This window comes from Klebsiella huaxiensis (assembly GCF_003261575.2).
In the GTDB taxonomy this organism is placed as follows: Bacteria; Pseudomonadota; Gammaproteobacteria; order Enterobacterales; family Enterobacteriaceae; genus Klebsiella; species Klebsiella huaxiensis.
Map to the genome: position 1 here is coordinate 2,288,823 of NZ_CP036175.1, position 24,714 is coordinate 2,313,536.

Genomic DNA, 24,714 nt, shown 5'->3' on the forward strand with positions numbered 1-24,714 from the left:
CTCAGTCGCGCGCTCAACGAATAATCGTTCACAGAGTATTGCTGGTTGGTCAGCCCGGGGAAACGCGATAGATTAGCGCTTTTGAGTGAGTACCGGGGCTTATCATGGCGAACTGGCAACAAATAGATGAACTGAACGATATTTCCGCGGACCTACCGCGTTTCACCGAGGCGCTAAATGCGCTTGCTAGCCGGCTTGGTCTTGATATTACGCCGCATGATGCTGACCATATTTCCCTGCGCTGTCACCAGAACACCACGGCGGAGCGCTGGCGTCGCGGGTTTGAGCAATGCGGCACTCTGCTGTCGGAAAACGTTATCAACGGTCGTCCTATCTGTTTATTCAAATTGGACGAACCGATTTGCGTGGCGCACTGGCGTTTTAGCGTCGTTGAGCTGCCGTGGCCGGGTGAAAAGCGCTATCCGCATGAGGGCTGGGAACATGTCGAAATCGTCCTGCCAGGTGAGCCTGAATCGCTGAATTCCCGTGCGCTGGCGCTGCTATCTGATGAAGGGCTCAGCCAGCCGGGGATTTTTGTGAAAACCAGCTCACCGAAAGGGGCACGCGAGCGACTGCCGAACCCGACGCTGGCAGTGACGGATGGTAAGGTCACTATAAAATTCCATCCGTGGTCGATTGAGCAAATTGTCGCCAGCGAACAATCTGAACGGTGACAGTGTGAAGTGACGCGGTGTCTACAGCAAAAAATCGTGACATTCTGTCGTGCCTGCGATGTCAACGGAGAGAAGAATGACTTTACTGGAAGTATGCTGTTACAGCATGGAGTGCGCGCAAGAAGCGCAGCGTAGCGGTGCCGATCGCATTGAGCTTTGCGCCGCGCCGCTGGAAGGCGGCCTGACGCCTTCGCTGGGCGTACTTAAATCGGTTCGTGATACGGTGACTATCCCCGTTCATCCGATTATTCGTCCGCGCGGCGGGGATTTTTGCTACACCGCTGGCGAGTTTGCGGCGATGCTTGATGACGTCATCACGGTACGAGAATTAGGGTTTCCCGGACTGGTGATCGGCATTCTGGATGCCGACGGCCAGATTGATACGGCGCGAATGGAAAAAATTATGGCGGCAGCGGGAACCCTTGCAGTCACTTTTCACCGCGCCTTTGATATGTGCGCCGACCCGCGCCAGGCCTGCTCTGAGCTGTCAGAACTCGGCGTTCAGCGTATCCTGACATCAGGCCAACAGGCGTCCGCCGAAAAAGGAATTTCATTAATCAGGGAACTTATTTCCCGAAGCGACACTCCAATCATTATGGCTGGTGCGGGAGTCCGCGCCGCCAATTTAGCGGTGTTTTTGCAGGCCGGAGTAAAAGAAGTGCACAGCTCGGCAGGTCAGTGGCTACCGTCGCCGATGCGCTTTCGCAACGCCGGATTGTCGATGTCTACGGATGCTGACGCTGATGAATACTTACGCTACGCCGTGAATGGCGAAGCGGTAGCGGAAATGAAGAAAATTATTTCCGCCCAGAGAGATTAAAACCCTAAATAATTCGAGTTGCAGGAAAGCCAACGCGCATGCAACTTGAAGTATGACGGGGATAAACTGTTTTTAGCTGCACATCATGTCGCCCAATATGATGATTGCCCGTACCAGGCCCCTGCCCATTAAACAGGGGCCTTTTTTTATCCTGAGAATGCCTTACCCTGGCTGTTTATCGGCGCGCTTCTTTTTCGCCGCCAGAGACTGTTCTGTTTCAGGTTTGGTCGCAATAATCACCGCGCGTAGCGGGGCGGGGTAGCCTTCAAGGGTTTTGCTGCTGTCGTTCGGGTCGAGGAATTCGGCCAGCGATTCGGTTGTCATCCACTCGGTGCGGCGCTGCTCGTCAGTTGAGGTCACGCATGCATCAACAATGCGCACGTCGATAAACCCGCACTTCTCCAGCCACATCTTCAGCGCGGCGGCAGATGGGATAAAGTAGACGTTACGCATTTGCGCATATCGATCGCCAGGCACCAGAACGGTGTTTTCATCACCTTCAACCACCAGCGTTTCAAGCACCAGCTCACCGCCGGGAACCAGCTGATCTTTAAGCTGCCACAGATGATCGAGCGGCGAGCGGCGATGGTAAAGTACGCCCATTGAAAAGACGGTATCAAAGGCGTTCAGCGCCGGAAGTTGCTCAATGCCCAGCGGCAGCAGATGCGCACGCTGGTCATTGCCCAGTAGCTTGCGTACTGCTTCAAACTGGCAAAGGAACAGCTGCGTTGGGTCGATACCAACCGCCAGATGCGCCCCTGCGCCAATCATACGCCACATGTGGTAGCCACTGCCGCAGCCGACATCAAGAATAGTGCGCCCGGTGAGGTCGGAAAGATGCGGCAACACGCGTTCCCATTTCCAGTCGGACCGCCATTCGGTATCGATATCCACCCCGTAAAGCGAATAAGGTCCTTTACGCCACGGCATCAGGTTTTTAAGCAGGTTTTCAATGCGCAGCCGCTGCCCCTCGCCGAGGGGCGTTTCGCTCTCGGCGGTGACGCTGTGCAACAGATCCAGACGGTTGGGGGCAAATTCAGGCAGAAATTCGACGGCCCGTTCCCATTCACGATATTTACCGTGCAATGATTCACGTTGCCAGGCGGCGACCTGAGCGGGCAGCGTCTCCAGCCAGTGCGATAGCGGGCTTTTGGCAATCAATTGATAAAAGTTACTGAAATCAATCATGCCGTTTCCCCGGATTTGACTGCAATTAGCGACCCGAAGTTAAAACACTGGAACCACAGTTCAGCATGCTCGAAACCGGCTTTACGCAGGCGTGCCTTGTGGGTTTCCACGGAATCGGTGAGCATCACGTTTTCCAGCATGCTGCGCTTTTGGCTGATTTCCAGCTCGCTATAACCGTTAGCGCGTTTAAAGTCGTGATGCATGTTAAACAGCAGCTCGCCGACATTGTCATCTTCGAAGCTGAATTTCTCCGACAGCACCAATGCGCCGCCCGGATTCAACCCCTGATAGACCTTATCCAGAATGGCCTGGCGTTCGCCTGGCTCCAGAAACTGAATCGTGAAATTTAGCACCACCATTGAGGCGTTCTCAATAGTGACGTGGCGGATATCGCCTTCAATAACGTCGACTGGCGTCGGTGCTTTATAGGCATCTATATGACGACGGCAGCGCTCGACCATTGCCGGGGAGTTATCGATAGCAACAATTTTGCATCCAGAATGTGCAATGTTGCGGCGTATAGACAGCGTCGCCGCACCGAGCGAGCAGCCAAGGTCGTAGACCTGGGTGTCTGGCTGAACGAAGCGCTCAGCCAGCATGCCGATCATCGAAATAATATTGGAATAGCCGGGAACAGAACGCTGGATCATATCCGGGAAGACTTCAGCAACCCGTTCATCAAAGGTCCAGTCGCCGAGGCTGGCAATCGGCGCGGAAAAAAGCGTATCGCGGTGAGACATAACGTTAAACCCGAAAAATCGAAAACGGCGTATTGTGCGCTAACGGACGGAGAAAACCAACTCCCAGGGCATATACCAGAAGTTCGCCAGCACCATCAGCAACAATGAACACCACGTTGCGCTCATCCCGGAACGACGCCAGCGGTACAGGCGGTGATGAAAACCGTAAGAGTGCATCAGGCGTCCGGCAATCAGTAAAATTCCGCAAACGTGAATCATCCAGATCTGTGCACCGTTCATTTCCATAAACAGTAGCAAAATCAGTCCGATGGGAACATATTCGACTGCGTTCCCATGTACGCGGATAGCAACCTGCAGCTCGCTAAAACCGCCGTCACCGTAGCCGACGCGATATTGTGTTCGCAGGCGGACAACGTCGTAAGAAAACTTAATAAGCAATAACGCACCTAAAACGGCATACAGCGCGCTGACCATATTAAAAACTCCCTTTCATTCCGTCCGGTGGCTCCATTCAGGATAGCAGGATATCAGAAAAGAGTGCTTTGCTGCGGAATTGACGGCGCATCACCTATTTCCGGTAGGGCGGCGCGCAGATCGCTCCACAGGGTATCGACCAGCTCTGGCGCCTGGGCAATGTCTGGGGTGTGGAGGAATAAATACGGCGTTGTTGTTTGCGTCCACTGCGGTAATTTTTGCAACCAGACGCCAAACAGATCGCGATTTTGAGCCATATCGTCGCTGCCGATAAAACGCACCAGCGGATGATGGGCTGTCACCAGCGCATGGACGGGAACTTTGGGTTTCTTCTTTTGCGCATCGATCATCGCCGGGCTTCGGGCGATGGCGCTATGAACCGGGCGACTATCGAGGATCACGCGATTGACGCTACGCTGATGTAGTCCGCGATTTAATTGCTGTTCCGCTTCGCCTTTAGCGAAAAATTCTGGATGCCGTACCTCAACGCCGTAAGTGAACGTCTGTGGCAGGCTATCAAGAAAATGCCAGAGGGCGGGAAGATCCCGTGGGCCGAAGGTGGCGGGCAGCTGTAGCCAGTATTGACCGATGCGCGATGCCAGCGGGGCCAGCCGGGTGAAAAATTCATGGCTTAAGTCGTCGCAGTTGCGCAGCGCCGCCTGGTGCGAAATGGTGGCCGGGAACTTAAAGCAAAAGCGAAAGTCATCGTGAGTTTGTTCATACCAGCGGCTGACAATCTCGGCTTTCGGTAAGGCGTACAGGGTGGTGTTGCCCTCCACGCAGTTAAAGTGGCGAGCATACTCTTCAAGGCTGGTGATACCCAGGCGCACCCATTTCGGATGCGCCCATTGGGGAAGCCCAATATAAATCATAAAGCTGAAAGGACTTCCTTGGTGCTGCGCACGCGGGCGATACGCGGGAAAATATTCGTCATGCTGCCCTGGTGCTGGTCAGCGGAGGCTGCGCTGCAGGCGTCTTCGACAATAATCAGATTAAAGCCCAGTTCCCAGGCGTTACGCGCTGTAGATTCGACGCCGATATTGGTCGAAATACCGCACAGAATAATGGTATCGATACCGCGACGGCGGAGCTGTAATTCAAGGTCGGTGCCGTAAAATGCGCCCCACTGGCGTTTAGTGACTTCAATATCGCTATCCTGCTTACCCAGCGCGAGCGGATAGGTCCACCAGTTTTCTGGCAATGCGTGCGCGCCAGCCTGGGCGTCAACAGGCTGCTTCAGTGCTTCGGCGAAATCAGCCGACCAGCCAACGCGTACCATAACCACCGGGGAACCCTGCTGGCGGCACTTTTGCGCCAGACGTGCCGCCTGGGCAACCACTTCATCGGCGCGGTGCGGACCACCAGCAAAGGGTAAAATACCTTCTTGCAGGTCGATGATCACCAGCGCGGTATTTTTCGCATTGAGTTCTAACATGATATCCCCGTATCTTCTTTTGTTGTCTGGCCGCTACAATACCGTTGCCGATCCTGCTCAAGGGTAACAAATTTTGTTAATTTTTGTGAGCACAGGCAATAAGCGCACGGCAAAGCAACGTACACGCTGCGCCGGGCTTATCGTACGGCATAATTTCCAGTATAATAGCCGCCTTTTTTCATTCAGTTGTGACATCAGCTAAAGCTGCGACCTCGTCGCCTGCAAAGCAGGCAACAATCCGCCTGCGGCTAAGTTAAGGGATATCTCATGCGTACAGAATATTGCGGACAGCTCCGTCTGTCCCACGTAGGGCAGCAAGTGACTCTGTGTGGTTGGGTCAACCGTCGTCGTGATCTTGGTAGCCTTATCTTTATCGATATGCGTGACCGCGAAGGCATCGTGCAGGTGTTTTTCGATCCGGATCGTGCGGATGCATTAAAGCTGGCCTCCGAACTGCGTAATGAGTTCTGCATCCAGATAACCGGCACCGTGCGTGCGCGTGACGAAAGAAACGTCAACAACGATATGCCAACTGGCGCAATCGAAGTGCTGGCGTCCGATCTGACAATTATCAACCGCTCCGAAGCGCTGCCGCTGGATTCCAACCACGTCAACACCGAAGAAGCGCGTCTGAAATACCGCTATCTGGACCTGCGTCGCCCGGAAATGGCTCAGCGCCTGAAAACACGTGCCAAAATCACCAGCCTCGTACGCCGCTTTATGGACGACCACGGCTTCCTTGATATCGAAACGCCGATGCTGACCAAAGCCACGCCGGAAGGTGCGCGTGACTATCTGGTGCCTTCTCGCGTTCATAAAGGCAAATTCTACGCGCTGCCGCAGTCTCCACAGCTGTTCAAACAGCTGCTGATGATGTCAGGCTTCGACCGCTACTATCAGATTGTTAAATGCTTCCGTGACGAAGACCTGCGCGCTGACCGCCAGCCGGAATTCACCCAGATCGACGTCGAAACCTCTTTCATGACCGCCGAGCAGGTGCGTGAAGTGATGGAAGCGCTGGTGCGCAGTCTGTGGAACGACGTGAAAGGCGTGGAACTGGGTGACTTCCCAATCATGACTTTCGCTGAAGCCGAACGCCGTTATGGTTCAGATAAACCAGACCTGCGTAACCCGATGGAGCTGGTGGACGTTGCAGACCTGCTGAAGTCCGTTGAGTTCGCGGTATTCTCCGGTCCGGCAAACGATCCGAAAGGCCGCGTTGCGGCGCTGCGCGTGCCTGGCGGTGCTGCGCTGACCCGTAAGCTAATCGATGAATACGGCAACTTTGTGAAAATCTATGGTGCGAAAGGCCTGGCTTACATCAAAGTGACCGAACGTGCGAAAGGCATGGAAGGCATCAACAGCCCGGTGGCGAAATTCCTGACCGCAGACATCGTTGAAGCGATCCTTGAGCGTACAGGCGCGCAGGATGGCGACATGATCTTCTTCGGCGCGGATAACAAAAAAGTCGTTGCCGATGCGCTGGGTGCGCTGCGTCTGAAGCTGGGTAAAGACCTGAATCTGACTGACGAAGCTAAGTGGGCCCCGCTGTGGGTTATCGACTTCCCGATGTTTGAAGACGACGGTGAAGGCGGCCTGACCGCGATGCACCATCCGTTCACCTCGCCGAAAGATATGTCTGCCGCCGAGCTGAAAGCAGCACCGGAAGACGCTGTTGCTAACGCCTACGATATGGTCATTAACGGCTATGAAGTTGGCGGTGGTTCCGTGCGTATCCACAGCGGTGAAATGCAGCAGACCGTGTTCGGTATTCTGGGCATTAACGAACAAGAGCAGCGCGAGAAGTTTGGCTTCCTGCTGGACGCGTTGAAATACGGTACCCCGCCGCACGCCGGTCTGGCATTTGGTCTTGACCGTTTGACCATGCTGCTGACGGGTACCGATAATATCCGTGACGTTATCGCTTTCCCGAAAACTACCGCAGCTGCCTGCCTGATGACCGAAGCACCAAGTTTCGCGAATCCGGCGTCCTTGGGCGAACTGGGTATTCAGGTTGTGGCGAAAGAGACAAAAGAGTCTCTGGAGAATAAGTAAGATGTCATTCAAGCTGCCCATTTCCGTTCTGGTGGTGATTTATGCCGAAGATACGAAGCGGGTGCTGATGTTGCAGCGTCGCGACGATCCTGCGTTCTGGCAGTCGGTCACCGGCAGCCTGGAAGAGGGTGAAAACGCGTCGCAGGCTGCCGCGCGTGAAGTAATGGAAGAGGTCGCCATTGACGTTGCTTGCGAGCAATTAGCTTTGGTTGACTGTCAGCGCACGGTAGAATTCGAGATATTTTCTCATTTACGTCATCGCTATGCGCCGGGCGTCGAGCGTAATACGGAGTTTTGGTTCCGTCTTGCGCTCCCCCATGAACGCCAGATTGTCTTTACGGAACATCTGGATTACCGCTGGGTTGATGCGTCGGAAGCCGCCACGTTGACCAAGTCCTGGAGCAACCGGCAGGCGATTGAAGAATTTGTAATTAACGCCAACTAATTTTCCCCAGAATTTTAGTTATCAGGAAGGCGGCAAGTTGGGACTTCACCCTGAGCTTACTTGAGTAAGTGATGGGTGAGGGCCAATGTAGCCAACGCGCCTGAGGGCTAAAAGGCGACGGAAAAAGGCTTTTTTGGAGATATTATTTTATGGCAGGTCATAGTAAATGGGCCAACACCAAACACCGCAAAGCGGCACAGGATGCCAAGCGCGGTAAGATCTTTACTAAAATCATTCGCGAGCTGGTTACCGCAGCGCGTCTGGGCGGCGGCGATGCGGGTTCTAACCCACGTCTGCGTGCGGCAATCGATAAAGCGCTGGCTAACAACATGACGCGCGACACGCTGAACCGTGCTATCGCACGCGGCGTTGGCGGTGATGATGACGCGAACATGGAAACCATCATTTATGAAGGTTACGGCCCTGGCGGCACCGCGGTTATGGTGGAATGCCTGAGCGACAACCGCAACCGTACCGTTGCTGAAGTGCGTCATGCGTTCACCAAAACCGGTGGCAACCTCGGAACTGACGGTTCGGTCTCTTATCTGTTCAGCAAAAAAGGCGTTATCTCCTTCGAGAAAGGTGACGAAGATGCGATCATGGAAGCTGCCCTGGAAGCAGGCGCAGAAGACGTGGTGACCTATGATGACGGTGCGATTGACGTTTACACTGCCTGGGAAGAGATGGGTGCGGTACGCGATGCGCTGGAAGCTGCGGGCCTGAAAGCAGATGCTGCTGAAGTTTCTATGATCCCGTCAACCAAAGCGGACATGGATGCAGAAACCGCACCGAAACTGCTGCGTCTGATCGATATGCTGGAAGATTGTGACGACGTGCAGGAAGTTTATCATAACGGTGAGATCTCTGATGAGGTCGCCGCAACGCTGTGATACCCGTAATCTTTCAGCCCACAGCGGTGTTGGCTCTCCTCGCTTACCCCGGTCACGTAGTCAATCTACGCTCCCGGGGATGCGCTGCGTGGCCGCCTGGCTGTGAACTGAAATATTTAGGGTCTCACGGGTTAGTTATGACTGGAGGCGCGTGATGGCTATTATTCTCGGTATTGACCCGGGGTCGCGCGTCACTGGTTACGGCGTCATCCGTCAGGTTGGGCGCCAGCTGAGCTATCTGGGCAGTGGCTGCATTCGCACGAAAGTGGATGATTTACCGTCCCGCCTGAAGCTTATCTATGCGGGCGTCACTGAAATTATCACCCAGTTCCAGCCGGACTATTTCGCCATCGAACAAGTCTTTATGGCGAAGAACGCCGACTCGGCGCTAAAGCTCGGTCAGGCCCGTGGGGTGGCAATTGTCGCCGCGACAAATCAGGACCTGCCAGTGTTTGAGTACGCAGCCAGGCAGGTGAAGCAGACCGTTGTCGGCATTGGCAGCGCGGAAAAAAGCCAGGTGCAGCACATGGTGCGCACGCTGCTCAAGCTTCCGGCTAACCCGCAGGCCGATGCGGCAGATGCTTTGGCTATTGCTATTACCCACTGCCACGTCAGCCAGAACGTCGCCCAGATAGGCGAAAGCCGTCTGAATCTGGCGCGTGGACGGTTACGCTAATCTATACCGCCTCGGCGACTGCTGGCTGAGGCGTTTCTACTCCATTCGCTGAAATTAACTCTAAATTTGGATGCAGCCAGAGGCTGGCCGGAGTGACCGTTTTTCGTTCCCACGGAATAGAGCCTAAAAACCAAAACTTCCAGAATCGTAATTTTGCTTCCGGGTTACTGCGCAGCAGTTGTTCAAACGTTTCGACATTGCCCACCGGAATACATAACGCATCTTTATAAATATCAAACACAAATTTTGAACAGAACTGACGCGATGAATCGTATTTAAACCCGGTGTGATAAAGCTTATGCAGACGTGAGGGCACTTGTTCCATGAGCGAGAGTTTTTGCTCAGTGGTTAAACCGCCGCGCAGACGGCGAACAGCGTAACTATGGTTGGCTGAGCGGTGAATAAACTGCGTTAGGGTGGTTACTCCCGAAAGTGGGACCCGACTTTCCGCCACCAGGTAATCATCACCATTATGACCAATGATAATACCCACATGGTTACACCAGCACTGAGAGGCCGTTGATATTTGGCCAAATAATGCCGTGCCAATACAGGTGAAAACAATATCTCCGGTTTCATATTTAACGGAGGAATCAATAAGCATTTTGTCATTCCTTTGGCTTTATATAATGAAGCGGGTATGGTTATCATATCCCGGAGTTTCATCATTGAAGGAAAAGCATTAGTAAAGAATTGATCAATATTATGTCATGTCAGATGCTATTTTAACTTGGCTCATACAACCTGCGTATAGAGGACTTTTCTTATTTTTTTTCGCGCGAGTAGCATGTAAATAATAAATCATATTAACTATCTGTTAATAACATAAGAGATGTTGTTGTATAAAAATGAAAAAAATAATTTTTGTTTTTTGGAGCCTCTTTAGTGGATACGTTCTGGTGACTGAGTATCAGTACTACCGCGACAGTACCGTTACCACAGGTGTCGTCTCAGCGATACGATATACCAGTAGCGGGGAACGAAGAACGAGCGATACCTGTACCTCATTTCGTGGCAGAACGGATTGCTCTGCGCTTTATGAATATGACATTACCTGGTGGGAGGGAAATAAATCCTACATCTATCATGTTGAAAAGGAGCATACGCCACCCTCGAAAACAATTTGTATGAATATTGTTCAGGGGAGGCCCGGTATTGGTAAACCGTGCAATTCTTTCTTTTTTAATACCAGTTGGGTGCCTTTTCTAATAGCAACATGGTTCATTATTGCTTTTATTTCTTTTACGTTACTTGTGCATCGTAAACTCCATCCCGAGTTAAGTAAACGGCCTGCCCGGACTCTTTATCGTGTTTACAATAAAAAGCGGCATCTGGTGTTGGAAACGCTAGATCAACAGGAAGCGCTGACTTTTATCAGTAATGGCTATCGAATTAGTGCTACCGTTCGCCATCGGGAAATCGTTGGCTCAGGTTGTAAAAGAAGCGTCATTGACTGCGTAACTTATTTTGTGCGGGGCAGAAAGGGAGCAGAAAGACGATAAGTTTGCTCATGGAGACAGATGTATAGGGATAATGTGTTTTTCATCTGGATATCTATCCAGCCTTTTTTTATGATACCGCATTAGACTTTCAGCCCTTAATCCAGGAGCTTCACGTGATAGGCAGACTCAGAGGCATCATTCTCGAAAAACAACCCCCGCTGGTTTTACTCGAAACGGGAGGCGTAGGCTATGAGGTTCACATGCCGATGACCTGCTTTTATGAGCTGCCGGATGTGGGCAACGAGGCGATAATTTTTACCCATTTTATCGTCCGTGAAGATGCTCAACTGCTGTTTGGTTTCAATAACAAACAGGAGCGCACGCTGTTTAAAGAGCTGATTAAGACCAACAGCGTTGGTCCGAAACTAGCGCTGGCAATCCTCTCTGGCATGTCGGCACAGCAGTTTGTTAATGCCGTTGAACGCGAAGAGCTGGCCGCGCTGGTGAAACTGCCGGGAATCGGTAAGAAAACCGCAGAACGACTGATCGTCGAAATGAAGGACCGCTTTAAAGGGTTACATGGCGATCTGTTCACTCCGGCGGCCGATCTGGTACTGACATCGCCCGCAGGTCCGGCTGACGATGATGCAGAACAGGAAGCGGTTGCTGCGCTGGTGGCGCTGGGCTATAAACCTCAAGAGGCCAGCCGAATGATAAGCAAAATCGTTCGTCCGGATACTAATAGTGAAACGCTAATTCGCGAAGCGCTACGCGCTGCGCTGTGAGGTAAGGGATGATTGAAGCTGACAGGCTGGTATCGGCGGACAGCACCGGTTTTGAAGAAGCGGCTGACCGTGCAATCCGTCCTAAAATGCTGGCCGAATATGTGGGCCAGCCACACGTCCGCTCGCAAATGGAGATTTTTATCCAGGCGGCGAAACTGCGCGGTGATGCGCTCGATCACCTGCTGATTTTTGGCCCTCCAGGGCTTGGGAAAACCACGCTGGCGAACATTGTTGCCAACGAAATGGGCGTAAATCTGCGCACCACTTCCGGCCCGGTACTGGAAAAGGCGGGCGATCTGGCGGCGATGCTGACCAACCTTGAACCGCACGATGTCTTGTTTATCGATGAGATCCACCGCCTTTCGCCGGTCGTTGAAGAAGTGTTATATCCGGCAATGGAAGATTATCAGTTGGATATCATGATTGGCGAAGGACCGGCGGCTCGTTCAATAAAAATCGATCTGCCACCGTTTACTCTGATTGGCGCTACCACCCGCGCCGGTTCATTGACTTCTCCGTTACGTGACCGTTTTGGTATTGTGCAACGTCTGGAGTTTTATCAGGTGCCTGACCTGCAATATATCGTCGGGCGCAGTGCTCGCTTTATGGGGCTGGAGATGAGCGAGGAGGGGGCGCTGGAAGTCGCGCGCCGCGCGCGCGGTACGCCGCGTATTGCCAACCGCCTGCTCAGGCGCGTACGCGATTATGCCGAAGTGAAGCATGACGGTACCATTTCGGTAGAGATTGCCGCGAAGGCGCTGGATATGCTTAACGTGGATGCCGAAGGCTTCGATTATATGGACCGTAAGCTGCTGTTGGCGGTAATCGACAAATTCTTCGGCGGGCCGGTTGGGCTGGATAACCTGGCTGCGGCGATAGGGGAAGAGCGGGAAACCATTGAAGATGTGCTGGAGCCGTATCTGATCCAGCAGGGCTTTTTACAGCGTACACCGCGTGGGCGGATGGCGACGGTGCGGGCCTGGAATCACTTTGGTATCACGCCGCCGGAAATGCCGTAATCGTTGCCCGGGCGATGCCCGGACAACGGGTTTGCGTCTATGTTCGCAGGTCAAGTTGCGGATTTTTTGCTCATACTGATAATAAACAACAGCGCAGCGCACAGCACCACCGAAGGCCCTGCCGGGGTATCGTAGAAAGCCGAGAAGGTCAATCCACCCGTTACTGCAATGATCCCCACACCAACCGCCACGCCTGCCATTTGCTCCGGCGTGCGGGCAAAGCGACGAGCCGTCGCTGCGGGGATAATCAACAGCGAAGTGATAATCAGCGCCCCAACAAACTTCATCGCGACGCCAATGGTCAGTGCGGTGACCAGCATTAAAAGCAACTTCACCCGCTGTAGCTTAACGCCATCAACAAAAGCCAGATCCGGGCTAATAGTCATCGACAGCAGGTTGCGCCATTGCCAGAGCAGAATCGCCAGCACGATAACGACGCCGATAGCGATTGAAATCAAATCTTCAGGCGTCACTGCCAGCAGATCGCCAAACAGGTAGGCCATCAGGTCAACGCGCACGTTCGACATCAGGCTGACAACCACCAGACCCAGCGACAGCGCGCTGTGCGCCATAATCCCCAATAGAGTATCTATTGCCAGGTGAGGGCGTTTCTCTAGCCATACCAGGCCGCCCGCCAGCAGTAACGTCACAACGATAACCGCATAGAAAGGGTTGACGTTCAGCAGTAAACCAAAAGCGACCCCGAGCAGAGAGGCGTGAGCAAGGGTATCGCCGAAGTAGGACATGCGGCGCCACACGACGAACGAACCGAGCGGGCCTGCCGCACAGGCGAGCATAACGCCGGCCAGCCAGCCGGGTAAGAGTAATTCAATCATCAGCGGTCATTTCCCCGACGCAGTACAATCCGCCCCTGCAGGTCGTGGCGGTGATTATGATTATGACGATAAATTCCCAGCTGTTCCGCGCCGCGCTGGCCGAACATTGAGATAAATTCTGGATGCATGGAGACCACTTCCGGCGCGCCGGAGCAGCAGATATGTTGGTTCAGACACAGTACTTCGTCGGTTTTCGCCATTACCAGATGCAGGTCGTGGGAAACCATCAGCACGGCGCAGTTAAGCTCCTGGCGCAGTTGGTTAATCAGATCATAGAGCGCCACCTGGCCGTTGACGTCGACGCCCTGGGTCGGCTCGTCGAGCACCAACAGTTGCGGTTGATTGAGTAAAGAGCGAGCCAACAAGACGCGCTGCGTTTCTCCGCCGGAGAGTTTTTGCATTGGAGCGTCAATCAGATGGCCTGCCTGAACGCGTTTTAGCGCGGGCAGAATGTCCCGTTTATGGGTACCCGGACGCAGGCGCATAAAACGGTTGACGGTCAGCGGCATGGTGGCATCAAGGTGCAGCTTTTGCGGGACATAGCCGATACGCAGATGACCATCCTGTTTGATAACACCGTCAGTTGGTGCTACCAGACCAAGAACAACTCGCACAAGGGTGGATTTGCCAGCACCATTAGGGCCCAGCAAGGTTAAAATTTTGCCTGGCTTTAAGGTAAGTGAAATGTCAGACAGCACGCGCCTTTGGCCGAAGACCACCGAGACGTTTTCCAGAGTGATTAGATTTGTCATGTCAAATTAAGGGTTGCACAAGCGAGTGAATGTTATAATATCACATCTTTCTCATTCATTACGATGATTAGACTCATTATGTTACATAAAAATACGCTTCTTTGCGCTGGACTTAGCGCCGCTTTTTTGTTCGCTCATTCACCGTTGGTAAATGCCGCAGTTGTCACCTCGCTTAAACCGCTGGGCTTTATCGCTTCAGCCATCGCCGATGGCGTAACGGATACCCAGGTTTTGCTGCCCGATGGGGCCTCAGAGCATGATTATTCACTGCGTCCATCAGATGCAAAACGCTTACAGAACGCAGACTTAGTTGTCTGGATTGGTCCTGAGATGGAAGCGTTTATGGATAAGTCAACGCAAAGCATTGCGTCGAACAAAAAGGTGACGATTGCCGAGCTTGACGGCGTGAAACCGTTACTCATGAAAGGGGCCGACGATGATGATGACCACCATGGCCACGATCATGGTGCCGGGGAAAATAGTGACGATGATCACCATCATGGCATCTATAACATGCATCTATGGCTTTCCCCAGAGATAGCGCGGCTATCGGCGGTTGCAATCCACGATAAATTATTGGAACTTATGCCGCAGAGTCGAGCCAAACTTGACGCCAACCTGAAGGATTTTGAGGCAAAATTAGCCGCAACCGACAAACAGGTGGGGACCGAGCTCGCACCGCTGAAAGGGAAGGGATATTTCGTTTTTCATGATGCTTATGGCTACTTTGAAAAACACTACGGTTTGACCTCATTGGGCCACTTTACCGTCAACCCTGAAATACAGCCTGGTGCGCAGCGTTTACACGAAATCAGAACACAGTTGGTTGAGCAAAAAGCAACTTGCGTTTTTGCTGAGCCACAGTTCAGGCCAGCGGTTATAGAAGCTGTCTCCAGGGGAACATCCGTGCGCATGGGAACCCTGGATCCACTTGGAATCGGAATTAAGCTGGGTAAAGAAAGTTATCCGCAATTCCTGAGCCAAATGGCGAATCAGTATTCAAGCTGCCTGAAAGGAGAATAACGAGGAAGTGAATACGTGCAACAGATAGCCCGCGCTGTCACTCAGGCATTTAACAATCTGCCCCGACCTCATCGCGTTATGCTGGGGTCACTTAGCGTTCTTACCTTAGCGGTCGCCGTCTGGCGACCCTATATCTATCACCATCCAGAATCCTCGCCTATTGTCCGAACTATCGAGCTGGAGAAGAGCGAGATTCGCTCATTGCTGCCGGAAGCCTCAGAACCCATTGATCAGGCGGCGCAGGAAGAAGAAGCCATCCCACAAGATGAACTGGATGATAAAGCGGATAGCGATTCTGGCGGTCACGAGTACGTGGTATCAACAGGCGACACACTCAGCAGCATTCTTAACCAGTACGGCATTGATATGGGCGATATCGCGCGGCTTTCCTCGGCAGATAAGGAACTGCGTAATCTGAAAATCGGCCAGCAACTCTCCTGGACTCTGACGGCGGATGGCGATTTGCAAAGCCTGACGTGGGAGATGTCGCGCCGTGAAACCCGAACCTACGACCGGGTGGCCAACGGTTTCAAAATGAGCAGCGAGCTGCAAAAAGGCGATTGGGTCAACAATGTACTGAAAGGTACCGTTGGCGGCAGCTTCGTCTCCAGCGCCCGCGATGCTGGCCTCACCAGCACCGAAATCAGCGCGGTCATCAAAGCCATGCAGTGGCAAATGGATTTCCGTAAGCTGAAAAAGGGTGATGAATTTTCGGTCCTGATGTCGCGTGAAATGCTTGATGGCAAACGCGAGCAGAGCCAACTGCTTGGCGTACGTTTGCGTTCCGATGGCAAAGATTACTTCGCGATTCGCGCCGAAGATGGCAAATTCTATGACCGCAACGGCACTGGGCTGGCAAAAGGCTTTATGCGCTTCCCGACCGCACGCCAGTTCCGCGTTTCATCGAACTTTAATCCGCGTCGTCTTAACCCGGTTACCGGTCGTGTCGCCCCACACCGCGGTGTTGATTTTGCTATGCCGCAGGGGACGCCGGTGCTGTCGGTGGGTGATGGTGAAGTGGTGGTGGCTAAACGCAGCGGCGCAGCAGGTTACTACGTTGCCGTTCGTCACGGGCGGACCTATACCACGCGCTATATGCACTTGCGTAAGCTGCTGGTGAAACCAGGCCAGAAGGTGAAACGCGGCGACCGCATTGCGCTGTCGGGCAATACCGGGCGTTCTACCGGCCCGCATCTGCACTATGAAGTGTGGATTAACCAGCAGGCGGTTAACCCGTTGACAGCGAAACTGCCGCGTACAGAAGGGCTTAGCGGTTCCGACCGTAAGGATTATCTGGCGCAGGCAAAAGAGGTTATCCCACAGCTTCGCTTTGACTAACAACCCGCCAGTTGAAGCCGGTGCCCATAGCGCGCCGGCTTTTTCTTTTGTACGTTACCCAACGTATCGCTAAACTAAGCCATTATCTTTATTGAGCGGAACTTCTGCGGATTGGGCATGGAAACGAAAAAAAATAATAGTGAGTTTATTCCAACGTTTGAAAAATCCTTTTTACTGCCGCGCTATTGGGGCGCCTGGCTGGGGGTTTTCGCATTTGCCGGTATTGCCCTGACGCCCGCCTCGTTCCGCGACCCTATTCTGGGCAAGCTGGGCCGTTTTGTCGGTCGACTCGCAAAGAGTTCACGCCGCCGGGCACAGATCAATCTGCTGTACTGTTTCCCGGAAAAGAGCGAGCAGGAACGCGAAGAAATTATTGATCAGATGTATGCGTCTGCGCCGCAGGCGATGGTGATGATGGCTGAACTGGGCCTGCGTGACCCGCAGCGTATTCTTTCCCGCGTCGACTGGCAGGGCAAAGAGATCATCGACGAGATGCAGTGCAATAACGAGAAAGTGATCTTTCTGGTACCTCATGCCTGGGGTGTCGATATTCCAGCGATGCTGATGGCTTCCGGTGGGCAAAAAATGGCGGCGATGTTCCATAATCAGGGCAACCCGGTATTTGATTACGTCTGGAACACCGTACGCCGTCGTTTTGGTGGACGAATGCATGCGCGTAATGATGGCATTAAGCCGTTTATTCAGTCGGTCCGTCAGGGCTACTGGGGCTACTACTTGCCGGATCAGGACCACGGTGCTGAGCACAGCGAGTTTGTCGATTTCTTTGCCACTTATAAAGCGACGCTACCGGCGATTGGTCGTTTAATGAAAGTGTGCCGCGCCCGCGTTGTGCCGCTGTTCCCGGTTTATGATGGCAAAACGCATCGTCTGACGGTACTGGTGCGCCCGCCAATGGACGACCTGCTGGAGGCGGACGACAACACTATCGCCCGGCGGATGAACGAAGAAGTCGAAATTTTCGTCAAGCCCAATACCGAGCAGTACACCTGGATCCTTAAGCTGCTGAAAACCCGTAAGCCGGGCGAAATTGAGCCATATAAGCGCAAAGAGCTGTATCCGAAAAAGAAGTAATCCGCGTTTACGCGCCACGGACGAAAAAAAACCTGCCAGCGAACGCTGGCAGGTTTTTTTATGGCAGAGAAAATTACTCGATGGTCAGAATACGGGTGGTGTTGGTGGTACCGATGGTGCTCATTACATCACCCTGGGTCACGATAACCAGGTCGCCAGTGACCAGATAGCCTTTATCGCGCAGCAGATTCACTGCGTCATGGGCTGCGGCGACGCCATCACTTTCGCTGTCGAAATGAACCGGGGTCACGCCGCGGTACAGTGCCGTCAGGTTCAACGTGCGTTCATGACGAGACAGCGCAAAAATCGGCAGGCCGGAACTGATGCGCGAGGTCATCAGTGCGGTACGGCCAGATTCGGTCATGGTGATAATGGCGGTGACGCCTTTCAGGTGGTTGGCCGCATACATTGCTGACATCGCAATGGCTTCTTCCACATTGTCGAACTGGATGTCCAGACGGTGTTTAGAAACGTTGAGGCTAGGGATTTTTTCCGCACCGACGCAGACGCGGGCCATCGCGGCAACGGTCTCTGACGGGTACTGGCCTGCGGCAGTTTCTGCTGACAGCATTACGGCGTCGGTCCCATCCAGCACGGCGTTCGCCACGTCCATAACTTCAGCGCGGGTTGGCATCGGGTTGGTGATCATTGACTCCATCATCTGAGTCGCGGTAATGACTGAGCGGTTCAACTGACGAGCACGGCGGATCAATGCTTTCTGAATGCCGACCAGCTCCGGATCGCCAATTTCTACGCCGAGATCGCCACGGGCGACCATCACGACATCGGATGCCAGAATCACATCATCCATTGCGTCCTGGCTGCAAACCGCTTCCGCGCGCTCTACTTTGGCAACGATTTTTGCGTCGCAGCCGGCATCGCGCGCCAGGCGACGGGCGTAGTTCAGGTCTTCGCCGCAGCGCGGGAAGGAGACGGCCAGGTAATCAACGCCAATTTTTGCGGCGGTAATAATATCGGCTTTGTCTTTATCCGTCAGCGCTTCTGCTGAGAGGCCGCCGCCGAGTTTGTTGATGCCTTTGTTGTTGGACAACGGCCCGCCAACGGTGACTTCTGTGAACACTTTCAGACCCTGCACTTCAAGCACTTTCAGCTGTACGCGCCCATCATCCAGCAGCAAGATATCGCCCGGAACCACATCAGCCGGCAGGCCTTTATAATCGATACCGACTTTCTCTTTGTCGCCTTCACCTTTACCCAGGTTAGCGTCAAGCAGGAATTTATCGCCGATATTGAGGAAGATTTTGCCTTCTTTGAAGGTAGATACGCGGATTTTCGGACCCTGTAGGTCTCCGAGAATCGCAACATGACGACCCAGTTTTGCCGCAATCTCACGAACCTTATCCGCACGGACTTGGTGATCTTCCGCGGTACCGTGAGAGAAGTTCATACGTACCACGTTAGCGCCAGCGGCGATAACCTTCTCAAGGTTGTTGTCGCGATCGGTTGCCGGGCCTAAGGTGGTAACGATTTTGGTTCTGCGAAGCCTTCTGGACATGTAATACTCCGTTGACTGAAACAACTTTGGTGTTGCGTGAACATGGATTCGGTAGCGCCAGCGAGCAAAGTTGCTATGCCAGAACATTACCGACGGTGTAATAGGTTACTGCTTCGTTTCTACTTTTATTGGTCATTGCTGTGTACACTGAGCTCTTTATCAAAGCGCGATTCCTTGAGCGCTTCCTTGACCCTCTTCAAGTTATCTCTGAATTTTGCGCCACGACGCAGGGTAAAGCCGGTTGCCAGCACGTCAATCACCGTCAACTGCGCCAGCCGGGAGACCATCGGCATATAAATATCGGTATCTTCCGGGACATCAAGCGTAATGGCTAACGTTGACTCGCGAGAGAGCGGCGTGCCAGGTGAGGTAATAGCGATCACCATAGCATCGTTTTCGCGGGCTAGCTGCGCCAGTTCCACCAGGCTTTTGGTCCGACCTGTGTGCGAGATAATCACCACGACGTCGTCGTCATTACAGTTCATACAACTCATGCGTTGCAGAACAATGTCGTCGGAGTAAATGACCGGTACGTTGAAGCGGAAAAATTTGTTCATCGCATCGTGAGCGACGGCGGCTGAAGAGCCGAGGCCAAAAAAGGCGATTTTTTTGGCCTGTGTTAACAGATCGACCGCACGATTGATGGCCGACATGTCGAGAGAATGGTGGACCTGATCTAAACTGGCCATTGCCGATTCAAAAATCTTCCCCGTGTAGGCCTCTACGCTGTCGTCTTCATCGACGTTGCGGTTAACATAGAGTGTCCCATGTGCCAGGCTTTGGGCCAGATGCAGTTTGAAATCCGGGAAACCACGGGTCTCCAGACTGCGGCAAAAACGGTTAACGGTCGGCTCACTAACGCCAGCTTCAAGGGCCAGGGCCGCGATGCTCGAATGAATGGCCTGCGCGGGGGTTGCAAGGATGACTTCCGCCACTTTGCGTTCAGATTTGCTAAGGTGTTCCAGTCGGGACTGGATTTTTTCCAGCATGTTCATTATTAACAAGGCGCTCATCAATGGAAACGATTTCATTAATGGGTGAAATCATCAGGCGTTTTAGCAAGAATATACCTCTCCGTAGTCGGAAACGGTGAGGAATGACCTTAAAAAATGTTGTTTTTTTTCATTACATGATCAGAGTCGTATTTTAGTAACTGAGAATCGGTCGAAACAACGAACAATATTAGCCGGATGCCCAAAATGTGGCCCTGTATTTTTCCCCCTGTGCGATTTAGCCGCGGGAACCGGGGCAGAGGGTTTCGGGAAATTCGTAAACACAGTACGATGCAGTGAAAGAAAATTACAAATATAGCCTGGCACAAGCACCAGTCTATCAACTAAGGAGAATGACATGGCGGTAACGCAAACGGCCCAGGCATGCGATCTGGTCATTTTCGGCGCGAAGGGTGACCTGGCGCGACGTAAATTGCTGCCTTCCCTGTATCAGCTTGAGAAAGCTGGCCAGCTTCACCCTGACACTCGCATCATCGGTGTTGGGCGTGCCGACTGGGATAAAGACGCTTACACCAAGGTAGTACGTGAAGCGATGGAAACCTTCATGAAGGAAAAAATTGATGAAGGTTTGTGGGATACCCTGAGCGGGCGTCTGAACTTTTGTAACCTTGATGTCAACGACACCAAAGCGTTTACCCGCCTGGGTAAAATGCTCGACCAGAAAGAGCGGGTCACCATCAACTACTTCGCCATGCCGCCAAGTACGTTTGGCGCGATTTGCAAAGGACTGGGCGAAGCGAAACTGAACGCCAAACCGGCGCGGGTAGTGATGGAAAAACCGTTGGGTACCTCCCTTGAAACCTCCCGCGAGATCAACGATCAGGTCGGTGAGTTTTTCGAAGAGTGCCAGGTCTACCGTATCGACCACTATCTGGGTAAAGAGACGGTGCTGAACCTGCTGGCGCTGCGCTTTGCTAACTCGCTGTTTGTGAATAACTGGGATAGTCGCACTATCGATCACGTTGAGATCACGGTAGCGGAAGAGGTGGGTATTGAAGGCCGTTGGGGCTACTTCGATCAGGCTGGGCAGATGCGCGATATGATCCAGAACCACCTGCTGCAAATTCTGTGCATGATTGCGATGTCACCGCCGTCGGACCTGAGCGCTGACAGCATCCGCGATGAGAAAGTAAAAGTGCTGAAGTCTCTGCGCCGTATCGACCGCACCAATGTGCGTGAAAAAACGGTACGCGGCCAGTACTCTGCCGGTTTTGCGCAAGGCAAAAAAGTGCCGGGCTACCTTGAAGAAGAAGGCGCGAATAAAGCCAGCCATACCGAGACCTTTGTGGCAATCCGCGTGGATATCGACAACTGGCGGTGGGCGGGCGTGCCGTTCTACCTACGTACCGGTAAACGTCTGCCGACCAAGTGTTCTGAAGTCGTGGTTTACTTTAAAACGCCAGAACTGAACCTGTTCAAAGAGACATGGCAAGAACTGCCGCAGAACAAATTGACCATTCGTCTGCAGCCTGACGAAGGGGTAGATATTCAGGTACTGAACAAGGTTCCTGGGCTTGATCACAAGCACAACCTACAGATCACCAAGCTGGATCTGAGCTACTCAGAAACCTTTAATCAGACGCATCTGGCGGATGCTTATGAGCGTTTGTTGCTGGAAACCATGCGCGGTATTCAGGCGTTGTTCGTGCGTCGCGATGAAGTGGAAGAGGCGTGGAAGTGGGTTGACTCCATTACCGAAGCCTGGGCTGCCGATCGTGATGCGCCGAAGCCTTACCAGGCGGGTACCTGGGGGCCGGTTGCCTCCGTGGCGATGATCACCCGCGATGGCCGTTCATGGAACGAGTTTGAGTAACCGAAAGACTAATCCGGTTGAGTTATTTTACCGGTAACATGATCTGACGCAGAAAGTCGCGTAATTTTTAATCTTTTAAGCTCCGGGAGGATTCACCCCCGGAGCTTTTTTTATTACACTGCACTCAGTATTTTGCCCCTGAGCCCCGGTACTGGTGCCTTAAGCATCAAGAGACATCGTCAGAACGCTGTGGCCGGACAGATGAAATTTGAGGAGCCTTTATGAATTCTGAAATGTTACGGGTAACAAATCGCATTATTGAACGGTCACGCGACACCCGCAGCGCCTACCTCGCACGGATTAACCAGGCCAAAACCGACACCGTCCATCGTGCCCAACTGGCCTGCGGTAACCTGGCACACGGCTTCGCCGCCTGTCAGGCGGATGATAAAGCTTCGCTGAAAAGCATGCTGCGCAATAACATCGCCATCATCACCTCTTATAACGACATGCTGTCCGCCCACCAACCCTATGAATATTATCCGGATATCATCCGTAAAGCGTTGCACTCAGCTAATGCGGTTGGCCAGGTGGCGGGTGGCGTTCCGGCGATGTGCGATGGCGTGACGCAGGGGCAGGACGGGATGGAGCTGTCGCTGCTAAGCCGCGAGGTTATCGCCATGTCTGCCGCGATCGGCCTGTCGCATAATATGTTTGACGGCGCACTGTACCTGGGGGTTTGCGACAAAATTGTTCCTGGCCTGACCATGGCAGCGCTTGCATTTGGTCATTTGCCGTCCATCTTTATTCCGTCCGGTCCGATGGCCAGCGGTCTGGCGAACAAAGAGAAAGTACGCATCCGCCAGCTGTACGCGGAAGGGAAAGTCGACCGCATGGCGCTGCTGGAGTCTGAAGCCGCCTCTTACCATGCGCCGGGCACTTGCACCTTCTACGGCACCGCCAATACCAACCAGATGGTGGTTGAGTTTATGGGGATGCAATTGCCGGGATCATCATTCGTACATCCGGATGCGCCGCTGCGTGAATTATTAACCGCTGCTGCTGCCCGTCAGGTAACCCGCCTGACCGGTAACGGTAATGAGTGGATGCCGCTGGGCAAAATGTTTGACGAAAAAGTGGTGGTCAATGGGATTGTGGCGCTACTGGCGACCGGTGGCTCCACCAACCATACCATGCACCTGGTGGCGATGGCGCGTGCGGCGGGGATCATCATCAACTGGGATGATTTTTCTGACCTCTCAGACGTGGTACCGCTGCTGGCGCGTCTTTACCCGAACGGCCCGGCGGATATCAACCACTTCCAGGCGGCGGGCGGCGTACCGGTATTGGTACGCGAGCTGATGAAAGGTGGCCTGTTGCACGAAGACGTTAACACCGTGGCCGGTTTTGGTCTCTCTCGCTACACCATGGAACCGTGGCTGAATAATGGCGAGCTTGACTGGCGCGAAGGGGCGACCGCGCCGCTGGACGACCAGGTTATTGCCACCTTTGACAAACCGTTCTCTCGCCATGGTGGCACTAAAGTGCTGAGCGGCAATCTTGGTCGCGCGGTGATGAAAACTTCCGCTGTACCGGTAGAAAACCAGATTATTGAAGCGCCGGCGATTGTGTTTGAGAGTCAGCACGACGTGCTACCAGCCTTTGAAGCTGGGCTGCTGGACAAAGATTGCGTGGTAGTGGTTCGTCATCAAGGGCCAAAAGCGAACGGCATGCCAGAATTACATAAACTTATGCCGCCACTTGGTGTATTATTGGACCGCCGTTTCAAAATTGCGCTGGTGACCGATGGTCGACTATCCGGCGCATCAGGTAAAGTTCCATCAGCAATCCACGTGACGCCTGAAGCTTACGATGGTGGTCTGCTGGCGAAGGTGCGTGATGGCGATATCATCCGCGTCAATGGCCAGACCGGCGAACTTACGCTGCTGGTGGATGAGGCTGAACTGGCTGCGCGTCAGCCGCATATCCCTGACCTGAGCGGTTCGCGTGTGGGAACCGGCCGGGAAATGTTTGCTGCGCTGCGTGAGAAACTCTCCGGAGCGGAACAGGGCGCAACCTGCATCAATTTTTAAGACGATTCGATTTATAGATCTGGCGAGAGAAAATCTGATGAAAAACTGGAAAACAACTGCAGAAGCAATCCTCACCTCCGGCCCGGTTGTACCGGTAATCGTGGTGAAAAAGCTGGAACACGCTGTGCCGATGGCGAAAGCGCTGGTTGCAGGTGGCGTACGCGTACTGGAAGTGACTCTGCGTACCGACTGCGCAATGGACGCTATCCGCGCGATCGCTAAAGAAGTCCCGGAAGCGATTGTTGGTGCGGGTACCGTCACTAACGTTGAGCAACTGAAAGAAGTCACCGAAGCTGGCGCGCAGTTTGCCATCAGCCCGGGCCTGACCGAATCTCTGCTGAAAGCGGCGACCGGCGAAGGCACCATTCCGCTGATCCCGGGGATCAGCACCGTATCCGAGCTGATGCTGGGTATGCAGTATGGCCTGAAAGAGTTCAAATTCTTCCCGGCTGAAGCTAACGGTGGCGTGAAAGCGCTGCAGGCGATTGGCGGCCCGTTCGCGCACATTCGTTTCTGCCCGACTGGCGGCATTTCTCCGGCTAACTATCGCGATTATCTGGCGCTGAACAGCGTGCTGTGCATCGGTGGTTCATGGCTGGTGCCAGCGGATGCGCTGGAAGCTGGTGATTACGACCGTATCACCAAACTGGCTCGTGAAGCGGTAGAAGGCGCGAAGTAATCTTCGCGCTTTAAA

General features: G+C 53.4%; 25 protein-coding genes. 15 read left to right on the top strand and 10 right to left on the bottom strand.

The window, feature by feature from the left end; translation table 11 throughout:
* Positions 1-104 precede the first annotated feature (104 nt).
* Both DA718_RS10905 and cutC read left to right on the top strand, forming a co-directional pair.
* Positions 105-674 carry a VOC family protein gene (locus DA718_RS10905; RefSeq protein ID WP_112213270.1) on the top strand — a complete coding sequence of 190 codons (570 nt, stop codon included), beginning with the start codon at positions 105-107 and terminating at the stop codon, positions 672-674.
* Positions 675-750: 76 nt separating this feature from the next.
* Positions 751-1,494, top strand: a complete 744-nt coding sequence (gene cutC, locus DA718_RS10910) for a copper homeostasis protein CutC (protein ID WP_112213271.1) — start codon at positions 751-753, stop codon at positions 1,492-1,494.
* 162 nt (positions 1,495-1,656) lie between these two features.
* Here cutC and cmoB read toward each other — a convergent pair whose 3' ends face one another.
* The 5 genes from cmoB to DA718_RS10935 are packed head-to-tail and all read right to left on the bottom strand — an operon-like array spanning position 1,657 to position 5,292.
* Positions 1,657-2,682: a tRNA 5-methoxyuridine(34)/uridine 5-oxyacetic acid(34) synthase CmoB gene (gene cmoB, locus DA718_RS10915; protein ID WP_112213272.1), complete on the bottom strand. Its 1,026-nt coding sequence runs from the start codon at positions 2,680-2,682 to the stop codon at positions 1,657-1,659.
* Positions 2,679-3,422, bottom strand: coding sequence for a carboxy-S-adenosyl-L-methionine synthase CmoA (gene cmoA, locus DA718_RS10920; protein WP_112213273.1), 744 nt, complete (start codon positions 3,420-3,422; stop codon positions 2,679-2,681). Before cmoA ends, cmoB begins: the two co-directional genes overlap by 4 nt.
* Positions 3,423-3,461: 39 nt before the next feature.
* Positions 3,462-3,857 (bottom strand): MAPEG family protein, encoded by a 396-nt coding sequence (locus DA718_RS10925; protein ID WP_110274320.1) that lies wholly within the window; start codon positions 3,855-3,857, stop codon positions 3,462-3,464.
* Between the two features lie 53 nt (positions 3,858-3,910).
* The gene (locus DA718_RS10930; protein WP_112213274.1) at positions 3,911-4,729 is read right to left on the bottom strand and encodes a DUF72 domain-containing protein; all 819 of its coding nucleotides are present in this window, start codon (positions 4,727-4,729) and stop codon (positions 3,911-3,913) included.
* Positions 4,726-5,292: a hydrolase gene (locus DA718_RS10935; protein WP_112213275.1), complete on the bottom strand. Its 567-nt coding sequence runs from the start codon at positions 5,290-5,292 to the stop codon at positions 4,726-4,728. Before DA718_RS10935 ends, DA718_RS10930 begins: the two co-directional genes overlap by 4 nt.
* A gap of 267 nt (positions 5,293-5,559) precedes the next feature.
* On the opposite strand from DA718_RS10935, the gene aspS reads away from it, so the two are divergent.
* From aspS to ruvC, 4 genes are all read left to right on the top strand, one after another.
* Positions 5,560-7,347: an aspartate--tRNA ligase gene (gene aspS, locus DA718_RS10940; protein WP_112213276.1), complete on the top strand. Its 1,788-nt coding sequence runs from the start codon at positions 5,560-5,562 to the stop codon at positions 7,345-7,347.
* 1 nt (position 7,348) lies between these two features.
* A complete protein-coding gene (gene nudB, locus DA718_RS10945; RefSeq protein ID WP_110274316.1) occupies positions 7,349-7,792 on the top strand; it encodes a dihydroneopterin triphosphate diphosphatase in 444 nt (147 codons plus the stop codon).
* 149 nt (positions 7,793-7,941) lie between these two features.
* Positions 7,942-8,682 carry a YebC/PmpR family DNA-binding transcriptional regulator gene (locus tag DA718_RS10950; RefSeq protein ID WP_110274315.1) on the top strand — a complete coding sequence of 247 codons (741 nt, stop codon included), beginning with the start codon at positions 7,942-7,944 and terminating at the stop codon, positions 8,680-8,682.
* 154 nt (positions 8,683-8,836) lie between these two features.
* On the top strand, positions 8,837-9,358 hold the full coding sequence (gene ruvC, locus DA718_RS10955) for a crossover junction endodeoxyribonuclease RuvC (RefSeq protein ID WP_110274314.1): 522 nt from the start codon (positions 8,837-8,839) through the stop codon (positions 9,356-9,358).
* A gap of 1 nt (position 9,359) precedes the next feature.
* On the opposite strand, the gene DA718_RS10960 is transcribed toward ruvC, so the two are convergent.
* On the bottom strand, positions 9,360-9,962 hold the full coding sequence (locus DA718_RS10960; RefSeq protein WP_112213277.1) for a YebB family permuted papain-like enzyme: 603 nt from the start codon (positions 9,960-9,962) through the stop codon (positions 9,360-9,362).
* 244 nt (positions 9,963-10,206) lie between these two features.
* Between DA718_RS10960 and DA718_RS10965 the strand changes: the two genes are divergently transcribed.
* The 3 genes from DA718_RS10965 (at position 10,207) to ruvB (ending at position 12,604) form a co-directional block, all read left to right on the top strand.
* Positions 10,207-10,860, top strand: coding sequence for a hypothetical protein (locus DA718_RS10965; protein WP_112213278.1), 654 nt, complete (start codon positions 10,207-10,209; stop codon positions 10,858-10,860).
* Between the two features lie 113 nt (positions 10,861-10,973).
* Positions 10,974-11,585 (top strand): Holliday junction branch migration protein RuvA, encoded by a 612-nt coding sequence (ruvA, locus tag DA718_RS10970; RefSeq protein ID WP_112213279.1) that lies wholly within the window; start codon positions 10,974-10,976, stop codon positions 11,583-11,585.
* A gap of 8 nt (positions 11,586-11,593) precedes the next feature.
* Positions 11,594-12,604, top strand: coding sequence for a Holliday junction branch migration DNA helicase RuvB (gene ruvB, locus DA718_RS10975; protein ID WP_112213280.1), 1,011 nt, complete (start codon positions 11,594-11,596; stop codon positions 12,602-12,604).
* Positions 12,605-12,654: 50 nt separating this feature from the next.
* Here the strand turns inward: ruvB and znuB are convergent, their stop codons facing one another.
* Positions 12,655-13,440, bottom strand: a complete 786-nt coding sequence (gene znuB, locus DA718_RS10980) for a zinc ABC transporter permease subunit ZnuB (protein WP_110274310.1) — start codon at positions 13,438-13,440, stop codon at positions 12,655-12,657.
* Positions 13,440-14,192 carry a zinc ABC transporter ATP-binding protein ZnuC gene (gene znuC, locus DA718_RS10985; protein WP_112213281.1) on the bottom strand — a complete coding sequence of 251 codons (753 nt, stop codon included), beginning with the start codon at positions 14,190-14,192 and terminating at the stop codon, positions 13,440-13,442. Before znuC ends, znuB begins: the two co-directional genes overlap by 1 nt.
* A 78-nt stretch (positions 14,193-14,270) precedes the next feature.
* Between znuC and znuA the strand changes: the two genes are divergently transcribed.
* From znuA to lpxM, 3 genes are all read left to right on the top strand, one after another.
* The gene (gene znuA, locus DA718_RS10990; protein ID WP_112213282.1) at positions 14,271-15,215 is read left to right on the top strand and encodes a zinc ABC transporter substrate-binding protein ZnuA; all 945 of its coding nucleotides are present in this window, start codon (positions 14,271-14,273) and stop codon (positions 15,213-15,215) included.
* A 15-nt stretch (positions 15,216-15,230) separates the two neighbouring features.
* Positions 15,231-16,553: a murein DD-endopeptidase MepM gene (mepM, locus tag DA718_RS10995; protein ID WP_112213283.1), complete on the top strand. Its 1,323-nt coding sequence runs from the start codon at positions 15,231-15,233 to the stop codon at positions 16,551-16,553.
* 117 nt (positions 16,554-16,670) lie between these two features.
* Positions 16,671-17,645, top strand: coding sequence for a lauroyl-Kdo(2)-lipid IV(A) myristoyltransferase (gene lpxM / locus DA718_RS11000; protein ID WP_112213284.1), 975 nt, complete (start codon positions 16,671-16,673; stop codon positions 17,643-17,645).
* 73 nt (positions 17,646-17,718) lie between these two features.
* Here the strand turns inward: lpxM and pyk are convergent, their stop codons facing one another.
* Positions 17,719-19,161, bottom strand: a complete 1,443-nt coding sequence (gene pyk, locus DA718_RS11005; RefSeq protein ID WP_112213285.1) for a pyruvate kinase — start codon at positions 19,159-19,161, stop codon at positions 17,719-17,721.
* Between the two features lie 125 nt (positions 19,162-19,286).
* Complete coding sequence (locus DA718_RS11010) at positions 19,287-20,192, bottom strand: MurR/RpiR family transcriptional regulator (RefSeq protein WP_167492752.1); 906 nt, start codon at positions 20,190-20,192, stop codon at positions 19,287-19,289.
* Between the two features lie 319 nt (positions 20,193-20,511).
* Between DA718_RS11010 and zwf the strand changes: the two genes are divergently transcribed.
* The 3 genes from zwf (at position 20,512) to DA718_RS11025 (ending at position 24,699) form a co-directional block, all read left to right on the top strand.
* Positions 20,512-21,987 (top strand): glucose-6-phosphate dehydrogenase, encoded by a 1,476-nt coding sequence (gene zwf, locus DA718_RS11015; RefSeq protein WP_112213286.1) that lies wholly within the window; start codon positions 20,512-20,514, stop codon positions 21,985-21,987.
* Positions 21,988-22,208: 221 nt separating this feature from the next.
* The gene (edd, locus tag DA718_RS11020) at positions 22,209-24,020 is read left to right on the top strand and encodes a phosphogluconate dehydratase (protein ID WP_112213287.1); all 1,812 of its coding nucleotides are present in this window, start codon (positions 22,209-22,211) and stop codon (positions 24,018-24,020) included.
* A 37-nt stretch (positions 24,021-24,057) separates the two neighbouring features.
* The gene (locus DA718_RS11025; protein ID WP_110274301.1) at positions 24,058-24,699 is read left to right on the top strand and encodes a bifunctional 4-hydroxy-2-oxoglutarate aldolase/2-dehydro-3-deoxy-phosphogluconate aldolase; all 642 of its coding nucleotides are present in this window, start codon (positions 24,058-24,060) and stop codon (positions 24,697-24,699) included.
* Positions 24,700-24,714: the final 15 nt, after the last annotated feature.